The 17,463-nt window shown below is 45.7% G+C and carries 17 protein-coding genes; 8 read left to right on the forward strand and 9 right to left on the reverse strand.

From position 1 onward, the window contains the following. Window positions 1–11: 11 nt before the first annotated feature. Both CVV44_00360 and CVV44_00365 read right to left on the reverse strand, forming a co-directional pair. Window positions 12–368: a hypothetical protein gene (locus CVV44_00360; GenBank protein PKL41123.1), complete on the reverse strand. Its 357-nt coding sequence runs from the start codon at window positions 366–368 to the stop codon at window positions 12–14. Window positions 369–377: 9 nt separating this feature from the next. Then, window positions 378–1,979, reverse strand: coding sequence for an MBL fold hydrolase (locus CVV44_00365; protein PKL41124.1), 1,602 nt, complete (start codon window positions 1,977–1,979; stop codon window positions 378–380). A gap of 350 nt (window positions 1,980–2,329) precedes the next feature. Here CVV44_00365 and CVV44_00370 point away from each other — a divergent pair, with 350 nt between their 5' ends. Together CVV44_00370 and CVV44_00375 are read left to right on the forward strand one after the other, a co-directional pair. Beyond that, window positions 2,330–3,175, forward strand: a complete 846-nt coding sequence (locus tag CVV44_00370; GenBank protein PKL41125.1) for a flagellin — start codon at window positions 2,330–2,332, stop codon at window positions 3,173–3,175. A 229-nt stretch (window positions 3,176–3,404) separates the two neighbouring features. After that, the gene (locus CVV44_00375; protein PKL41126.1) at window positions 3,405–4,256 is read left to right on the forward strand and encodes a flagellin; all 852 of its coding nucleotides are present in this window, start codon (window positions 3,405–3,407) and stop codon (window positions 4,254–4,256) included. An 86-nt stretch (window positions 4,257–4,342) separates the two neighbouring features. Here the strand turns inward: CVV44_00375 and CVV44_00380 are convergent, their stop codons facing one another. After that, the gene (locus tag CVV44_00380) at window positions 4,343–4,570 is read right to left on the reverse strand and encodes a hypothetical protein (protein PKL41127.1); all 228 of its coding nucleotides are present in this window, start codon (window positions 4,568–4,570) and stop codon (window positions 4,343–4,345) included. Between the two features lie 167 nt (window positions 4,571–4,737). Here CVV44_00380 and CVV44_00385 point away from each other — a divergent pair, with 167 nt between their 5' ends. The 3 genes from CVV44_00385 to CVV44_00395 all read left to right on the forward strand — a co-directional run bounded on the left by CVV44_00385 (window position 4,738) and on the right by CVV44_00395 (window position 8,216). After that, window positions 4,738–5,115, forward strand: coding sequence for a hypothetical protein (locus tag CVV44_00385; GenBank protein PKL41128.1), 378 nt, complete (start codon window positions 4,738–4,740; stop codon window positions 5,113–5,115). A 193-nt stretch (window positions 5,116–5,308) separates the two neighbouring features. Further along, complete coding sequence (locus tag CVV44_00390; GenBank protein ID PKL41129.1) at window positions 5,309–7,555, forward strand: hypothetical protein; 2,247 nt, start codon at window positions 5,309–5,311, stop codon at window positions 7,553–7,555. 232 nt (window positions 7,556–7,787) lie between these two features. Further along, window positions 7,788–8,216 carry a hypothetical protein gene (locus CVV44_00395; GenBank protein PKL41130.1) on the forward strand — a complete coding sequence of 143 codons (429 nt, stop codon included), beginning with the start codon at window positions 7,788–7,790 and terminating at the stop codon, window positions 8,214–8,216. 94 nt (window positions 8,217–8,310) lie between these two features. Here CVV44_00395 and CVV44_00400 read toward each other — a convergent pair whose 3' ends face one another. Next, entirely contained in the window at window positions 8,311–8,931 is a 621-nt protein-coding gene (locus CVV44_00400; protein ID PKL41131.1) for a hypothetical protein, read from the reverse strand. Between the two features lie 181 nt (window positions 8,932–9,112). Continuing rightward, window positions 9,113–9,460: a hypothetical protein gene (locus CVV44_00405; GenBank protein PKL41132.1), complete on the reverse strand. Its 348-nt coding sequence runs from the start codon at window positions 9,458–9,460 to the stop codon at window positions 9,113–9,115. A gap of 66 nt (window positions 9,461–9,526) precedes the next feature. Between CVV44_00405 and CVV44_00410 the strand changes: the two genes are divergently transcribed. Both CVV44_00410 and CVV44_00415 read left to right on the forward strand, forming a co-directional pair. Beyond that, the gene (locus CVV44_00410) at window positions 9,527–11,455 is read left to right on the forward strand and encodes an aconitate hydratase (protein PKL41133.1); all 1,929 of its coding nucleotides are present in this window, start codon (window positions 9,527–9,529) and stop codon (window positions 11,453–11,455) included. Then, a complete protein-coding gene (locus CVV44_00415; GenBank protein ID PKL41134.1) occupies window positions 11,452–12,141 on the forward strand; it encodes a hypothetical protein in 690 nt (229 codons plus the stop codon). Before CVV44_00410 ends, CVV44_00415 begins: the two co-directional genes overlap by 4 nt. A 22-nt stretch (window positions 12,142–12,163) precedes the next feature. Here CVV44_00415 and CVV44_00420 read toward each other — a convergent pair whose 3' ends face one another. Next, window positions 12,164–12,775 (reverse strand): hypothetical protein, encoded by a 612-nt coding sequence (locus CVV44_00420; GenBank protein ID PKL41135.1) that lies wholly within the window; start codon window positions 12,773–12,775, stop codon window positions 12,164–12,166. Between the two features lie 173 nt (window positions 12,776–12,948). Further along, a complete protein-coding gene (locus tag CVV44_00425; protein ID PKL41136.1) occupies window positions 12,949–13,572 on the reverse strand; it encodes a hypothetical protein in 624 nt (207 codons plus the stop codon). A gap of 285 nt (window positions 13,573–13,857) precedes the next feature. Between CVV44_00425 and CVV44_00430 the strand changes: the two genes are divergently transcribed. Then, window positions 13,858–14,637, forward strand: coding sequence for an oxidoreductase (locus CVV44_00430; GenBank protein PKL41137.1), 780 nt, complete (start codon window positions 13,858–13,860; stop codon window positions 14,635–14,637). Between the two features lie 17 nt (window positions 14,638–14,654). Here the strand turns inward: CVV44_00430 and CVV44_00435 are convergent, their stop codons facing one another. Next, window positions 14,655–16,826 (reverse strand): hypothetical protein, encoded by a 2,172-nt coding sequence (locus CVV44_00435; GenBank protein PKL41138.1) that lies wholly within the window; start codon window positions 16,824–16,826, stop codon window positions 14,655–14,657. Between the two features lie 16 nt (window positions 16,827–16,842). Then, on the reverse strand, window positions 16,843–17,148 hold the full coding sequence (locus CVV44_00440) for a hypothetical protein (protein ID PKL41139.1): 306 nt from the start codon (window positions 17,146–17,148) through the stop codon (window positions 16,843–16,845). Window positions 17,149–17,463 lie beyond the last annotated feature (315 nt).

Raw genomic sequence — 17,463 nt, forward strand, 5'->3', positions numbered from 1 at the left:
TTATTTCCGGGTCAATGCTGGACCACGAATTCTATTTCTATCTTCCGATGAATGTCTTTGAAGTTTTCCAGGGATATGACCTGCCAGGAAATATACCGGGAACCGGTGATTTTAATAAACCTGTCTTTCTCCTTCATTTTAATAATAAACATACCCAGAGCTGCGATGCCCGAACTGTTGAGAGTCTCCAGTTTTGTCAGGTCCAGGATGATGGAGCTCTCTTCTGCCATGGTGTGAAAAAGAATAAATTCAATTATCTCATCATACTTTTCCACAGAGGCAAGTCTGAGGTTCCCCCGTACAGCTATTTTTTTTTCTTCTTCTATATACCGCAGTGTGTAATCCTGCGTCACTATTTCCGAATTCATCAATTCTCCTTATAATTCATCAATTATCATGGAAACCATGGATTTCACATCCTGTATATCCTCGTGAAGTCTATGCTTATTAACACGGGTTTTTTTGTCCATTTTTTTATGATATTGTCCCTTCAACTCCTCCAGGGATTTAAATAAAATATCGATATCGTGATCGATTTCCGTATATTCCTCGCTGATTCCGTATTTGGCCATTTCCGATTCCATAGTATCCAGGTTTACAATTTCACCCCACCGGGGTGCGAGGGTTGACAGGCCCAGCTGTTCGGAAATGGATTGGGACATGCTCAGAGTCGATTCCTCTTCACCATGGACGACAAATATTTTCAGGTCAGGATTTTTTATATTACCTATCCATTCAAGAATGCCTTTTTTATCGGCATGGGCTGAAAAACCGCCCAGGGTGTGGATTTGCGCCCGTATAGCCACATCTTCGCCGTAAAGTCTTACCTGCTTGGCACCGTCAATGATGCGCCGCCCCAGTGTACCCTCGGCCTGATATCCTACGAAGATGATGTTGGAATCGGGCTTATACAGATTGTTCATGAGGTGATATTTGATACGGCCGGCCGTGCACATGCCGCTGGCCGAAATGATCAGGCTGCCACTGGCATTTTCGTTCAGGCTTTTTGATTCTTCGGCTGAACGGGTGAAATGAAGTGTTTCGAAGTCCAGGGGACTTTCCCCTGTTGACAGTATTTTTCGTGTTTCTTCATCAAAGCATTCCATGTTGTTCCTGAATATTTCCGTGGCGGAAACGGCCAGCGGAGAATCGATATACACCGGCAGAGCCGGCACTTCACCGGCATGTATCATCTTTGCCAGGGTATAAATAATCTCCTGTGTGCGTCCGATGGCAAAGGAGGGGATGACGATATTTCCTTTTGTATCAATGGAATTTTTTATTATTTCCCTGAACTCGGCATAGGTGTCCTGCTTGTTTTTATGGAGACGGTCGCCATAGGTTGATTCGATGAGAAGGAAATCGGCATCTTCTACAATTTCCGGGTCCCTGATTATGGCCTGATCTTTCTGGCCCAGATCGCCGGAAAAAACTACTTTAGTCTGTTTGCCCTTTTCATCTATCCACATTTCAATAAAGCTGGAACCCAGGATGTGGCCGGCGTCCCTGAAACGGACCTTGATCCTGGGGTGTATCTGGATAACTTCACCGTAATTGACGGGTACAAAGTTTTCCAGGCATTTTCCAGCATCTTCTACGGTGTAAAGGGGATCAACTACGGGGCGCCCCAGCTTACGGTTTTTTCTATTAATGAAGCGGACATCCATCTCCTGGATATGGGCACTGTCGGGAAGCATGATATTGCACAGGTCTACGGTTGCTTTCGTCGCGTAGATATTTCCGTAGAAACCCTCCTTTACCAGCTTTGGAATCAGCCCGCTGTGATCGATATGGGCATGGGTCAGAAGAAGGGCGTCTATTTTGGATGGTGCATAGATAAGCTGCAGTGCATTCCTGTCGCGCAGTTCCTGCCTGCCCTGGAACATGCCGCAGTCAACCATGATGGTAAAGTCGTCATCTTTAATAATATAGGATGATCCCGTTACTGTCCGGGCGCCGCCGACGAACTCAATTTTCATGTAGTATCTCCATGGGGAAAAGAATTATGTTTTTATACTACCATTATACATGTATCTCTAAGGAGGTATAATAATTTTTGCAATTAAATTAAATTTAAAAAAAATAGTATCATGGTAAAAATCGGATTTTCCGATTATATGAATGGGGGGAAAAAGGCAAAAAATATGGTTGTGGGATGAATTGATGTTATATAATGTAATAAACGGCTATAAACGCCAATAAATGCCTTTAATCGCCGTATACCGGGATCAATATATGGGGTGGCAGGACCGAGTTTATAACTGTAAAGGCAGGATGCCTTAAGCCGGCAAGGAGGCTGGCTTCACATGAGATTCATGGAGGAATCAAAATGATTATCAACCACAATTTATCTGCTATTAATAGCCACAAAGTACTCAAATTCAAGCACTGGGACGTTGACAAAAGCATGGAAGCCCTTTCCTCGGGCATGAGAATCAACAAGGCCGGGGATGATGCTTCTGGACTCGCCGTATCGGAAAAGATGAGAACACAGATTCAGGGCCTCAGGCAGGCCGAGAGGAACACGGAAGACGGCATGTCTTTTGTGCAGACCGCTGAAGGTTTTATTCAGGAACTCAGTTCAATCATTCAGCGTATCAGGGTTCTTGCCGTTCAGTCATCCAATGGAATCTACACACCGGACGATCGACAGCTCATCCAGGTTGAAGTATCGGCACTTGTGGATGAAGTGGATCGGATTGCCTCACAAGCGGAATTCAATAAGATGAACCTGCTTCAGGGAGATTTTGCCAGGGCAAGTCTTTCCGCTTCCATGTGGTTTCATATGGGACCCAACATGCATCAGCGCGAGCGTGTTTTTATCGGCACCATGACAGCAAAGGCTCTGGGCATCAAGGATATCATCGGCAGGCCCATTACCCTCTCAACGCCGGAATCGGCTAACCGTACAATTGGAATCATGGATGATGCACTGCACCGCATAGCGAAACAGCGTGCAGACCTGGGCGCTTATTACAATCGCCTTGAGCATGCAGCCATGGGTCTTATGAATGCCTATGAAAATATCCAGGCGTCTGAGAGCCGAATTCGCGATGCCGATATGGCCGAAGTGACAGTCTCTTTGACCAAGGACCAGATACTTGTTCAGAGTGGAACAGCCATGCTGGCCCAGGCCAACGCGAAAACACAGGGTATATTGCAGTTATTGAGATAACTGAGTATATAAATATATTGCCGGCCCCGGAAGGGCCGGCGATGAAAACGATCTTTGAAAACGTTCTGATATAGTCGCTGCAAGCATTGATTCCTGAATGTAATCCAGGCACATGTGGTTGCAGCGATGTGACCAATGGTATTCCCTGTCTCTAAAAAAAAATTTTTTAAACCTGGTATCAAAGGCCTGATATGGAGATCAGGCTTATTAAGAACAAAGGAGTGTTACTATGATTATTAATCACAACATGAGTGCCATCAATGCAAACAAGGTACTCAAATTCAAACATTGGGACACAAACAAGTCCATGGAAAAGCTCTCTTCAGGTCTGAGGATCAATAAATCTGGAGATGATGCTTCCGGTTTGGCAGTATCGGAAAAAATGAGAACGCAGATTCAGGGCCTCAGGCAGGCTGAAAGGAATACTGAAGACGGTATGTCCTTTGTGCAGACTGCTGAAGGGTATCTTGATCAGACTGCAGGTATTTTGCAGAGGATCAGGGTTCTGTCAGTTCAGTCTTCCAACGGTATTTATACCCAGGAAGATCGTCAGCTCATCCAGGTGGAAGTATCCGCCCTTATCGATGAAGTTGACCGAATTGCTTCTCAGGCTGAGTTCAACAAATTCAAACTTCTCCTCGGTGATTTCTCGAGAACGAATCCCAAGGGAAGTATGTGGTTTCATATGGGAGCCAATATGCACCAGAGGGAGCGTGTGTACATTGGAACTATGACATCGCAGGGACTCAATCTGAGAGAGAAAACAGGACGTTTCCTGGCGAACCTCAGTACTGCTGACGGTGCAAACAGAGCGATCGGAGTCATAGACGATGCTCTTCACAAAATTGCCAAGCAAAGAGCTGACCTCGGTGCCTATTACAACAGGCTCGAGTATGCTGCTAAGGGTCTCATGACTGCCTATGAAAACATCCAGGCGTCTGAGAGCCGGATCAGAGATGCTGATATGGCTGAAACCCTGGTCGATCTGACGAAAGATCAGATTCTTGTACAGAGTGGTACTGCAATGCTGGCTCAGGCAAACATGAAAACAAGAACAGTTCTGCAGCTTCTTGGCGGTTGATACATACAACAACAATATAACAGAGGGAATACTGAAAATAAAAGCCCGCTCGGAAACGAGCGGGCTTTTTTATTTTTTTATCAAACTCAACTGAAGATATCTTCCTGGAAGTTAAAGAGTTCCTCGACAATATCCATGTTAAGCAGGGTTATACCCCTGCCATCCTTTCGCATGCCGATAAGAAACTGGTCACCTTTTTCGATCCCCATCGCTCGCCGAAGCTCAACAGGTATGGCAATCTGCCCTTTATCGCTTACTTTTACAGTACCGTAGAATAGCTGTTTAATTTCATCTTTTTGTTTCTTCTCCGCCATTGGTTTCTCCTCTTCTCATAAAATCTTACAACCAACAGGAATGAACTGGCAAGTACTTAAAAAGTTAGATTTAAGAAAAAATAAATATTGACAAAATGTAAGAAATATCTTACTAGTAAGAAAATTAATAATAAAAGATATCGGGGAACAAATAGGGAGGTATGGTTATGAAGTATATTTTTTTGGTGGTTGGTTTATGGAATACCCTGGGTGGGATTAATTTTCTTTTTTTACCGGAGTTCCAGGCTGCAACGTACGGCCTTCCGATGGGCAACCGGTGGGAACTTCATTTCATTGGTCTTGTTGCCTTTACATTTGCCGCGATATACTTTTCGTTTTTCCGCAAAGAGCCATTGCAGGAATATCTTTACCTGGTTGTCATTTTCGGGACGTGCAAGATACTTCTGTTTTTCAGTGGTCTGGTCTGTTATTTCAGGTATGATATGCCCTTGCGATTTATGATTATTTTCAGCGGCGGTAATCTGGTGATGGGTTCTCTTTTTATAGCCTATGTTTTAAACAGAGTGGGAAAACAACGGGAATAATTTATTACCTGATAACCGGTTTGCTCCATCAAAAGTGAAAAAAGCCTTGCCTGCCGGATACTTTATGTTATTATCAATTTAATGGTCACCGGGAATGGGTTCACTTCCGGAATAAATTTTAATTACTCATCCTTCCATTGAAAAGGGGAATGGATAAAGAACCTATTTGTCTGAACATTTGTTATGTTTTTGAATGGTATCCATTAATGATATAATATACCGGACAACGAGTAGTACATCTGTAACGGGGACTAAAACATTCAGCCCCAATGGCAATAAGCAGGAGATACGGGTGAACCTTTCTTTCCGTATATTATTCCTTTCCCTTGCTGCAGCTCTTCTCGTGTCTGCCTGTACTCCAGCATATTCCGGGAAAAAACAACCCGTGGCCCGGAACGGTGTGCTCGACTTGCGCGGATGGGACTTTGATCTGGACGGGCCGCTGAACCTCTCGGGCGAGTGGTTTTTTTACTGGAACAAGATCCTCAGACCGGATACATGCAAGGATGACTACTGCCTCCCGGCCTCGGAAATCGCTGTGCTGCCGGGCCGCTGGAGCAGGCACCCCAGGACTGGAGAAGTTCTTCCGGCCAGGGGAGCAGCGAGCTACTGCCTCACCGTGCTTCTGAACGAACGATATTCCCGGCGAATTCTTTCACTGAAAATCCCTGAAATACGGTCGGCCAGCATTATCTATGTTAACGATTCATTGGTCAATCGTGATGGCATTGTTGCCTGTAATGAAAAGGATGAACAATTTGGTGTTTCTCCCGCTGCACAGAGTTTCTATCCCGGTGTATCGCGTCTCACTGTGATCCTGGCTATTTCCAATTTCAATTACCCGTCGGGCGGATTAACCACGCCCCTTCTCCTGGGGACCGAAACCCAGATCACCGGCATGATGAAACGGGCCCTTGCCACGGATCTATTCATGTTCGGGAGCTTGATGATCATTTTTCTTTACCACCTTACTCTTTACCTGTTACGCCGAAAGGAAAAATCCTTTCTCTATTTCGGTCTTTACTGCCTCCTCGTGGGGATATTCGCCATCGTGAGCGGTAATGTCAGCATTCTCGTCCTTATACCAGCCATTCCTCCCGGTCTTGTATTTTTTTTGTTTCATGCTTCCCTTTACTTAACTATCCCTGTATTTGGGCGTTTCCTGTACTGGAATTTTCCCGGTGTCATTCCCCTCTCTTTCGTGAGAATCATTGATCCCTTTCCCTTTGTTTTTCTCATCATAGAAGCCCTGCTGCCGCACTGGATATGCTCCTATACGCTCAATATCTACCAGATCTTCATCGTTTTGGTGATAGTGGTGGCTAGCTTCTTCCTCGTGAAGGCCCTCATTCGTGGCTACGAAGGAATGAGGGTTTTCCTGGTGGGCTTCGTGATACTCATTGCGGCTTTTGCGAATGATGCATTATTTTATAACAGGATTATCCTCACGGGTTATTTCATTTCCCAGGGGCTCCTTCTGTTCATCCTGTTCCAGTCATTTCTCCTTGCATACCGGTTCTCGAAGGCCTTCCGTTCGGTGGAAACCCTCACTGATAAACTGGCCCTTATGAATGAGGACCTGGCGGATAAGGTAGAGGAGCGCACCGAGGAACTCAATGTGGCACTTACCGAGATGGAAAGCATTAACGAAAGTCTTATCACTACAAACAAATCATTGGAAGAGGCCAGCCGAATAGCGGAGAGGGATATGCAGATGGCTGTGAATGTCCAGAACACCATTATTTTTAAAGACCCTCCGGTGAGCGATGAGTGGGATGTGGCCTGCAGCTCCCGGCCCATGGCGGGCGTATCAGGGGATTTTTATGATTTCTACGAGATCGGAAAAAAGCTTATCGGAGTAGGTCTTTTTGATGTGTCGGGACATGGCATATCGTCGGGACTTGTCACCATGATCGCCAAGACACAGTTATTCAGACTGTTCCGTGATTTCCACGAGACGGCCTTTCCCTCCATTTTAAACAGATTAAACCGTGATCTCTACCGTGATATCGGCGAGGCGTATTATTTCCTCACGGGATTGCTGGTTAAGTTCGAGGGAAATACCGTATATTGTCTCAATGCGGCCCACAATGATATGCTGGTGCGCGATTCCGGGGGAGTAAAGCCCGCCGGGGAAAAGGATCTGGCTGGACATTCCGGTTTCCTCCTGGGGATAAAACCTGAAGACTTCCCTTATGTACCCATGAGCTTCACCGTTCAACGGGGAGACATTCTGGCCCTCTTCACCGACGGCATGGTTGAGAGTCGCAACAAATCCGAGGAACAGTTCGATGTGGCGCGCATCAGGCAGGCCCTGACTGATGCACCCCGTGATTCGTCGAGGGCGATTCTGGATCATATACTCCAATGCTTTTATGAGTTCATCGGCGATGCCGAGATAAAAGACGACTGCACGCTCATCATCATGCGGCGACAGTGAAGGATGGAAATTTGCAATACTAAATACCATATTGGTCATCAGGAACAGGCTCTGCTACTCCCTGCTTGTTTATGCAGAAAACAGCATAACAGAGGAAATACTGAAAATAACAGCATGTTGTAATCCAAACGTGCTTTTTTTATGGAAAAAGCATTGATAAAAACATACCATGAAATATTTTTGACATTATAAAACATTCTGTTTACTTTATATTTAAATCGCAGGTGTCATCATGTTTGTAAGAAAAAGTAAAATTGCGCAGCTTATCAAAAAGGAAAGACAGAAGGAACGGCGATTGTGCCTGAAAGAATATGATGAAAAGATCCGTCGAATGAAGAGGGATCTCAATGAAGAGCATTCCCGCGAAGTGAAGGAGATACGCAGGGAGTTCAGGGAACAGCTCAAGTCCGTTGAACAGGATAACTCGAAACTCCGGCAGGAAATGGACAGGCACTATTCAACTTACCAGAAGGTCCGTCAAAGGGAGGAGTACCTGGATCAGCTAAGCGCCGAGATCGAGAGTGTCGTGGGGACCATGATCATCAGGGTCCAGGAATCCATCCAGCCCTTTTACCGCACCAGGGCAAAGATTGAGTCGACAAAGAGAAAATCAGACAAGCGGAATGAGAAGGTGGAAAACATATTCAGGGCTATAAAATAGAAATAGTTATTCATTTTAACAGGGAAAGGAAAAATAAAAAAGCCGTCCCGGAATATCCTGGAACGGCTTTTTAATGTTAGTATGATTTTATTTTCTAATAATCACTACCGCCGGAAAGAGGAAAGGCAACGCCGATGTGGGCGATAACCCCTGACATTTCAAGTTCGTAATCATGACCGCTAAATTCCTTTTTAATATCGGTACCTCGATAACCTACTTCCAGGAAAACTTTCATGCCGTTGGCGTTTTCGCCCAGATTGTACGAGGCTCCACCCATGACCTGCCAGGTCAATCCTGAAAATGTCCAATCAATTGACGAAGGAGGATCATATATAGTCCATGAATACCCTACGCCACCTGAAAGGAAGGGAACAACAGGTACTTCCTCTCCCAGGGGAATATTGATAGTTATCACTGCCAGTAATGGAATAGTGTAATAGTTTATAGAATCGCCACTTTGCAAGGCCAGACCGCCAAAAGATGTTTCTGGTCCATCAATGTCCTTTTTAACCCAGCCAAAACCGGTTTCAAGACCAATGGAAAAATATTGATTAACGTTGTAATCGGCGAAAAATGAGCTGTCAAAGGCAACCTGATCAGGTTCATCGGGATAACTTATACCGAGGCCCATACCCACATCCACGCCCTGGGCGCTGGCAAAAGAAACGGTAAACAGAATTGCAAGAGATGAAAAAAAGATTATTATTTTTTTCATTGGAATAACTCCTTAATTTTAAGTGTTAAAAATTATTACTTCAAAGTATGGAAAAATATTGAAAAGTCAAGCGATTATAAGGATTTTAATCATATTCTAATCATATTGATAAACATTGTTTATATAATGTGCAGATTTGATAAACATTTTAGAACAATTTTAATTGGATGGTTTTAATTTATTACACCAAGGCATCAAAAAGGGTGCCCGGTTTTGTGTAAAAATCGCTGGCGGTAAATTTACCATCAGGTTTATAGGCCTGTTGCTGGCTGGTTCTGTATTGATTGATGATGGCTTCCCGTTCCTCATCGGAGGCTTTCGTGTAGTAAATATCCCCTTCGGTTCTGCGTACCACATTTTTTATAGGATCAACACGACCTTCTTGGTATGCGGGCCACAGGTAGACCTTGCCGCGCTGGATCGGGCCGCTCTGTCTGTTGCTAAAGGAAATTTCTGATAAACCGCTGGAGATATTCATGTATTTCTTATCGGCAAAAGGCGGGCAGAACTTTAAAAAAATACTTGCCACGTTTCTGCGCCTGTCATTAACTGCGGGCCTTATGAAGGGAATACAATTGCAGTCGGGGAGGAATATATGGGGACCAGCGTAACATACAAGATTCTCAAGGATCACCTGGTTGAAGGGGAACTGAAACCGGGAAATGAAATAGGCATCCGCATCGATCAGACACTGACACAGGATGCCACGGGTACCATGGCCTACCTGCAGTTCGAAGCCATGGGGATTTCCCGGGTGCGGACGGAAATTTCCGTATCATACGTGGACCATAACACGCTGCAAATGGGCTTTGAAAATGCCGATGACCACAAATATCTGCAGACCATGAACGCCGGCTACGGTATATATTATTCACGGGCCGGGAACGGTATCTGCCACCAGGTTCACCTGGAACGTTTCGGTCGGCCAGGCGCAACGCTCCTGGGTTCCGACAGCCATACGCCCACGGGCGGCGGTATCGGCATGATTGCCATGGGTGCCGGCGGACTGGACGTTGCCGTGGCCATGGGCGGTGGACCTTTTTTCATAACTGCGCCGAAGGTGATTAATGTCCGCCTGACCGGGAAGCTGCGACCCTGGGTGGCTGCCAAGGATGTTATCCTGAAGGTCCTGGAGATTCTGACCACGAAGGGTAACGTGGGATGCGTCGTGGAATATACCGGCCCCGGGATAGAAACCCTGTCAGTACCGGAGCGGGCCACCATCACCAACATGGGAGCTGAGCTGGGTGTAACGACATCAGTCTTTCCCAGTGATGAAATAACCCGTACTTTTCTCAGGGCCCAGGGACGGGAGCAAGTCTGGAAGGAACTTCTGCCTGATAAGGATGCTCCGTATGAAAGAATAATCGATATTGATCTTTCCGGTCTTGAGCCCATGGTTGCCTGTCCTCATTCACCCGACAACATTAAAAAAGTTTCTGACCTGAAAGGGATGTCGGTTGATCAGGTGGCTATCGGCAGTTGCACCAATTCATCTTACAAGGACCTTATGATTGTGGCGGGAATATTGAAGGGTAAAAAAATTCATCCCGGAGTGAGCCTGGTGGTTGCCCCCGGGTCGAAGCAGGTTTTCGAGATGATTTCCCGCAGCGGAGCCCTGACGGACATGATAGCTGCCGGTGCCCGCATCATGGAATCGGCCTGTGGGTTCTGTATCGGTTCAGGACAGGCTCCTGTAACCGGAGGGATATCGCTACGGACAAATAACCGTAATTTTGAGGGACGTTCGGGCACGGCATCGGGGCAGATATACCTGATCAGTCCCGAGACGGCGGCCCTTTCTGCGCTTACGGGAAAACTGGAAAATCCTTTGGATTATACGGCTGCCGATTATCCTGATGTAGCGATTCCCGATGCGTTCATCATCGACGATTCAATGATACTTCCTCCTTCAGAGGGGAAAGTTGAAATATTCAGGGGACCGAATATCGGCGATCCTCCTTACACCGATCCCCTCATGGACGATATCCACGGTGTCGTGGGGCTTAAAGTCGGAGATAAAATCACTACTGACCATATTATGCCGGCGGGCCAGCGATTGAAGTACCGATCGAATATACCAAAATACTCCCAGTTTGTTTTTGAAGGGGTCGATGCTGATTTTTCCCGGAGAGCGCTCGATAATAAAGAGAAGGGAATATATACTGCCATTGCGGGCGGACAGAGCTATGGCCAGGGCTCGAGTCGTGAACATGCAGCGATCTGTCCCATGTATCTCGGTGTGCGTCTCGTTATGGTGAAGTCCTTTGAGCGCATCCATTCCGGCAATCTGATCAATTTCGGCATTGTGCCCCTGGTTTTTGCAGATGAAGCCGACTATGACTCAATCGGAGCCGGTGATCCTTTCAGCGTGAGGGATTTCAGGAGGCAGGTAGCGGAAAATGATGTTATTCAAATTGAGATCGGGGGGAAAGCATTCGGGTTGAAGCTTTTTGCATCTTCGCGGCAGAGAAAGATCCTTCTCGATGGCGGACTGCTCAATTATACGAAGAAACAGGCATGACAGAATATATAATTCTCTGTCAGCCCGATGACCGGAAGGGATGCTCGATCTGCTGCGGTCTTTTTAATATAAGGGATCTGAGCCGGGAAAATCTCGTCGCCTATCTCCAGGGAGGCCGTGACAGGGTCGTTGCGCTTCCCGAGGATGATTTTTTAGAAGCGGAAATACCGATACATACCGTCGCGGATTCTCTGGTCCGGGACAGGACCTCTCATGTATGTCCCTATCAGGGATTCCTCATGAGTGGAAAGCCGGGATGTCTCCTCCATCCGGCACTCACCGGGGAAGACCGGCGGAATGTGTCCCTCTTCGGCATTAAAATATGTGATGAATTTCTCTGTCCGGCCCACAGTCTTTTAACGGAAGATGATAAGCGTTTGCTGATAGATATGGTGGATGACTGGTATCTTTATTCTATAGCGGTGCTGGACCCCGAGTCGTTTTTATGGATACGGGATATGGTTTCGGGTATGGTGGACCCCGTGAGAGAAAAGGTTCTTTTCAGCGAGATGATTGTTTTTTCCTTAAATCTCCATGCCCGATTTATGAATGATTATATTGGATCGGTTTTCTTTTATTCACTGCCTGAATATGATTTATATAAAAAAGAATTCTCTATTTCATATAACAAAGAGCATGCGAAAGAGGTGGCCAGAACCGTCTATGAGAAGTTTAGACGGAAATGAATAAGGGTTTTTCCGGCTGCAATCAGTCATTTTTTATGGCAATCCAGTTGTTTCTTTTACTGTCCGATTTGATCTTAATATAACCTTTTTTTATGATATCATCAAGAACCGTCATGATTTCGATATTCTCCATACGGTGTTTTTCGTTATACTTCTGCAGGAAACCGTCAAGCTGTAAGAGTGTCCAGCTTCCGCTCTGGTCTTTTTTGCCAGAGTTTATCATGTCCTTCATCATTTCGCTGAAGACATGCTGAGCCCTGTCGTTTTCTGTAAGGGCTGTTAGTTGTTCAGTCGTGTCGCGGAGGCGGCTTGAAAGAAACTTGATAAAGCTCAGTGCGAACTGGTGATTATCTTCGATAGTTGTGTTGAAGGATTCCCTGTTCATTTTGATCAGCTCTGATTCTTCTATGGCGATTGCATCGGCGGAACGGGGGAGTGAATTGATGATGGCCATCTCACCGACAAATTCTCCTTCTCCCAGAACCTGTATGCGCTTTTCAGACCGATCGGTACTTTTACAGATTTTTATTTTTCCCTTGTGAATCAAGTAGAGGGAATCGGCCTCATCCCCTTCACGGAATATATATTCTCCTTTTTTGATCACGATGCCGTAATATTTAAAAAGTTTGCTCATCGGTTCCTTCTCCAGTCATGGATTCATGTTAAGTATGCTGATATATATTATTATCGGATAAATGGAGCGGAAAGGTGATGTTTTACCCTGAGGGAGGTTAATCAATGTGATATTACAAAGTTTAAAAAGAGAGGGGATGTATTCCCCCCTCTTTACTCAAAGAGAAATTCCTGTCATATCCATTTCAGAATGCCGGCAAAAATGATGAGCATGGCAGCGTTTATGATAAAGAGGCCGCCGATGAATAGTTTCTGTGTTCGTGGTTTCATATCAAAGGCGAAATTGGCTGCAAGAAAGAAAGGAATATATACTGTGATGAAAACAGGGAAGGCTCCCCACCAGTTGTAGACCCAATGGAATGCCGGTGTGGAGGCCAGAAAAATTTCAAAAATGGAGAAAAAGGCGGCATTGCCCAGGGCAAAAAATATCCGGTTGTTGATACCGAGAATTTTCATTTTTGGGTCTTCGGGCAGTATTTTTGAAAAAATGAGGCCTGCCACGGAGAACATCATGCTGAGTTCCCAGCCCACGCCGATGAGAAGCAGATAGCTGGTGCCTGTAGGGACCGTCCATAGGGCATGCCCGGAAAAATGCTGGATCAGGGCATTGAGTATTTCATAAAACCAGTGAACCATGTACAGGGAAAGACCGGCTGCCACACTATTCCAGTTCTTTTTGGATATTTCATTGAAATAGATGTAAATAACAAAGGCCAGCAGGGGAATAAAATACCACTGGAAGGTATTACCGTTTCTGAGTATGCCCAGGGCCTGCTGTGTTAATTCCGGTTGATTCATGAGAAACCTCCGAGATGATTTTTTATTGGCTGTATTAATATTTCCAGTAAACTTCAGAGAAAGTCAATTATAAATGAACAAAATTAAAAAATATTCATTCATGCTTATAGCAAACAGGCCATTGTAAAGATACGGATTGACTCATGTATTGTTTATTGACAGGCTCAATCGGTTGTGGCAGTTTAATCCAATCAGGAGTATCAACGGGGTGAAGTCCCTGACGACTGATTCTGAAAATCCATTGAGAAAAAAATAACCGCTCTATGTTAAGGAGATATATAGCATATGATTATTTTTAAAGTAGATGCCTTTACGTCGGAACCATACAGGGGCAACCCGGCCGGTGTGTGTATTCTTGAGGCGGATATACCTGACAGTGATAAGCAGAATATTGCCATGGAAATGAATCTATCAGAAACAGCCTTTCTGCAAAAAAGGAATGATGGATATGATCTGCGTTGGTTTACTCCCGCAGCCGAGGTTGAGCTGTGCGGGCATGCCACTCTGGCGAGCGCGCACATACTCTGGGAGGAATCCCTTCTTGGTGCAAATGATGAAGCTCGGTTCCATACGCTGAGCGGACTGCTTACAGCGCGCAAGCAAGGTTCCTGGATGACCATGGATTTTCCCGCTGAACCGGAAGTGGAAACTGTAATGCCTCCCGATATCGAAAGGGTGCTGGGAATAAAGCCGGTCTATGCCGGGAAGAACAGGTTTGATTTTATTTTTGAGTTTGAATCGGAGGAACAGGTGAAAGACCTCAGGCCTGATTTAAACCTGCTCGCTATACTTGATTGTCGCGGCGTTATTGTCACGGCTCCAGCCAGGGACGATTACGATTTTGTATCCCGGTTTTTTGCGCCCCGCGTAGGTGTCAGCGAGGATCCGGTAACAGGATCGGCACACTGCTGTCTCGGCCCTTTTTGGGAGAAGCGCACGGGGGAAAAGGCCTTCAGGGCTTTCCAGTGTTCAGCCCGGGGAGGAGAGGTTTCAGTGACAGTAGAAGGAGAGCGAGTCCTTCTGGGCGGCCGGGCCGTAACGGTAATGGAATGCCGGATGCGATGAAAGATTTTGTAATTTTTTCAGAACGTAAAGGGCGGATATTTATCCACAAGGCCCGTCATGAAGGCCATCACCCGTGCCATATACCGGTAATATCGTGATATAATCGAAAAAAGAAAATGTGGCCATCGCGCGGTTATCAGAACTGCAATCATACCCACGAGGTAAAAAATAGGGATTGTCATGCCGATGACCAGGAGAACTACGAGATGGGGAAGTGTGGCAATTATAATACCGATAATGCTGAGTCGCAGTGCAGCCAGTATTCTTGAATACACCACAGGATAGATGATGTCGAGCTGCATGGCATAATCAATATCTTTCTTTCCTGTGAACAGGGGCATCTCCTCTACAATACCCAAATATGATGTGCTGGTGGACAGAAAATAGCGAAGAGTCTTTTCGATTATTTCGGAAAAGTCTTCAACGGAATTTTTTGTGGAAAGCACGACGATATGATTGATGAAACCCAGGATCATGGAAAGGATGCTGTAGACGAAAAGAACGATGAAATGGGGAATCAATCCGATTGAAAACAGTTGTACCAATCTGAGGAAGGCTCCAAGGCGTGAATATTTCAGTGAGTAATCAATGGAGAAATTGACTGATCCGCCCTGAACCACATCGCGGTAACGTTTTCTTGAGAGTTCCTCGTCATTGTCGCCATAGGTGTCGTCGAGTTCCACGATTTCATCGGAAACCCTTACGGGTTTTCTTACAGCGGCTTTTGTCTGCAGGGTATCATATTCGTCAAAATCTATCTCCGGAAGCTCCTCGTCATCGTCGGTGAGAATGACTTCCGCTTCATGGAGTTCGTTTTCCAGTTCCTGAATACTGAGGTCCGGATCAATTTCATCAATGGTTAGCCGTATATCGTCATCGGCATCCATGTCCTCGACGATGTCCGATGTGGCCGAGGCCAGTTCATCGGCAGTAAGTTCGTCCATGGTGAGCCCCGCGTCTTCCAGCGTCAGTTTTTCATCTTCATCGGGGATTTCACCGCTTTTCAGTTCTTCCGTTTCTTCCAGGGGAATATCCAGCGAATCAAGATCAAGGGTGATGTCCTCATCGTCGGATAATGATGATGTCGTGTCATCCAGTTCAGGGGAGAGTTCGGGAAGGTCGATGTCTATTCCATCGTCGGGTATTTCTCCCCGTGAGATGGTCTCCTCTTCCTGGATATCTATATCGAGTGAGTCCAGGTCCAGGGTAATATCCTCATCATCTCTGCCGGCTGTTCTTTTTGATTTTTTCGGTTCATCATCCATCTGGAGTGAGTCATCAAAATCAATATCGAATTCATCGGAACCCGTATCATCCCGGGGTGTTTCTTCGCTTGCAATGAAATCCTTATCACTCTCTTCAAGCTCTATGTCCAGGGTATCAAGGTCGATGGTAATGCTCTCGTCTTCGTCCTCTGCATCCCTGGAATAGACCTCTTCGGTGATTATTTCATCATCAACCATAATTTCTTCCAATGATTCTTCGGCAAGTATATCTTCCTCAACAGGAGTAAGGTCTTCCAGTGATTCGTCGAGAGCCAGGTCATCGGCGGATATTTCAATTCCCTCTTCGCCCAGGGTTAAGTCCAGGTCAAGGTCAAGATCGGCCATGCCGTCGTTTTTCTGTGCAGCTTTTCCCGTAGTCTCTGACGCCAGTTCCGCATCAAACCCGGAGATATCGGAATCGGACAGTTCCAGTTCCAGGTCGCCAAGATCAAGATCGTCCGTATCGGCTGCGGCTTTTTGGGCCGGGGCCTTTTCCGCCAGGGAGTCGCCGGCACCTGAATCAAAATCCAGGTCTTCCAGGTTGTCGGGAATATCCAGATCCATATCATCTATGGCCGTTTTACTTTCTTCGAGGCTTATATCATCAAGGGGAATGTCCGTTGAAAATTCATCGTCCAGAACCGGTTCCTCGCGATGGACTTCCTTCGTTTTCATAGAAGCGGCTTCCATGCGTGGGGCCGGTTCAGCATCAAAATCAAAATCAGCGGTTGCGGGTTTCCCCTTCATTACAGTAGCCGTGTCGTTTTTTGAAATAGCAGCAAATTCATCGGCCGGAGCACCCTTCCTGTTATCAAATATGTTCTCATTAGAGCATTTAGGGCACGTAAAGGCGAATCGTTTATTTTCGACTTTGGCATCATCAACTGCAAAGGCGGAGTTGCAATTTGAACACCTGACAATCATGGTTCACTCCTGAAGGCTATCGACCTGGAAAATATTTTTCATTTAAATTATGCTGAATGATGATGGGGGACAGGGGCAGAAAAAATACCATGTACCATTTCATATCCCTTCCGTTCATCATTTCAGATTTTTGCATATATTTGAGACAAATATATATGCTCCACAGCCCCAGGGTAAATACGCTGAGGATTATATTCATGACCGGATCATCGCCGAAAGTACGGCTCACCCGTGCCAGCCACCAGAAATAATAGAGCGTGCCGCTCAGAATGAAAAGAAGAAGAAGAACTACCAGATTGTTCTCGGGAATATATTCTTCCATTATTTTATATCCCTCATTTCCTAAAATCAGCTGTTTTCGGGCATTACAGACAATAAAAACAGCAAAAAGGCCTCTTTATTAACTATTAACGGTATATAAGGCCGAATTACTTACAATTTTTTCACTGAATGGTCTCTTCTGCTCCCTTCAGGCATTAATTAATATAGTACAGAACAGGGTATTTTACAAGTATTAAAAATATCATATACATGGCGATATCATGCCGGGTATAGAGTCCACGGTAGTCGGTCAGAACCTGTGGGAGCGGCCGGAAGAGACATGAAAAGAGAAATAAATTGACAAGTAAGTGCTTGT

This window comes from Spirochaetae bacterium HGW-Spirochaetae-1 (assembly GCA_002839375.1).
In the GTDB taxonomy this organism is placed as follows: Bacteria; Spirochaetota; UBA4802; order UBA4802; family UBA5550; genus PGXY01.

Excerpts from the sequence above, each read along its gene's own strand:
- CVV44_00360 (PKL41123.1), bottom strand. The coding sequence starts at position 368 with ATGAATTCGGAAATAGTGACGCAGGATTACACACTGCGGTATATAGAA.
- CVV44_00365 (PKL41124.1), bottom strand. The coding sequence starts at position 1,979 with ATGAAAATTGAGTTCGTCGGCGGCGCCCGGACAGTAACGGGATCATCC.
- CVV44_00370 (PKL41125.1), top strand. The coding sequence starts at position 2,330 with ATGATTATCAACCACAATTTATCTGCTATTAATAGCCACAAAGTACTC.
- CVV44_00375 (PKL41126.1), top strand. The coding sequence starts at position 3,405 with ATGATTATTAATCACAACATGAGTGCCATCAATGCAAACAAGGTACTC.
- CVV44_00380 (PKL41127.1), bottom strand. The coding sequence starts at position 4,570 with ATGGCGGAGAAGAAACAAAAAGATGAAATTAAACAGCTATTCTACGGT.
- CVV44_00385 (PKL41128.1), top strand. The coding sequence starts at position 4,738 with ATGAAGTATATTTTTTTGGTGGTTGGTTTATGGAATACCCTGGGTGGG.
- CVV44_00390 (PKL41129.1), top strand. The coding sequence starts at position 5,309 with ATGGTATCCATTAATGATATAATATACCGGACAACGAGTAGTACATCT.
- CVV44_00395 (PKL41130.1), top strand. The coding sequence starts at position 7,788 with ATGTTTGTAAGAAAAAGTAAAATTGCGCAGCTTATCAAAAAGGAAAGA.
- CVV44_00400 (PKL41131.1), bottom strand. The coding sequence starts at position 8,931 with ATGAAAAAAATAATAATCTTTTTTTCATCTCTTGCAATTCTGTTTACC.
- CVV44_00410 (PKL41133.1), top strand. The coding sequence starts at position 9,527 with ATGGGGACCAGCGTAACATACAAGATTCTCAAGGATCACCTGGTTGAA.
- CVV44_00415 (PKL41134.1), top strand. The coding sequence starts at position 11,452 with ATGACAGAATATATAATTCTCTGTCAGCCCGATGACCGGAAGGGATGC.
- CVV44_00420 (PKL41135.1), bottom strand. The coding sequence starts at position 12,775 with ATGAGCAAACTTTTTAAATATTACGGCATCGTGATCAAAAAAGGAGAA.
- CVV44_00425 (PKL41136.1), bottom strand. The coding sequence starts at position 13,572 with ATGAATCAACCGGAATTAACACAGCAGGCCCTGGGCATACTCAGAAAC.
- CVV44_00430 (PKL41137.1), top strand. The coding sequence starts at position 13,858 with ATGATTATTTTTAAAGTAGATGCCTTTACGTCGGAACCATACAGGGGC.
- CVV44_00435 (PKL41138.1), bottom strand. The coding sequence starts at position 16,826 with ATGATTGTCAGGTGTTCAAATTGCAACTCCGCCTTTGCAGTTGATGAT.
- CVV44_00440 (PKL41139.1), bottom strand. The coding sequence starts at position 17,148 with ATGGAAGAATATATTCCCGAGAACAATCTGGTAGTTCTTCTTCTTCTT.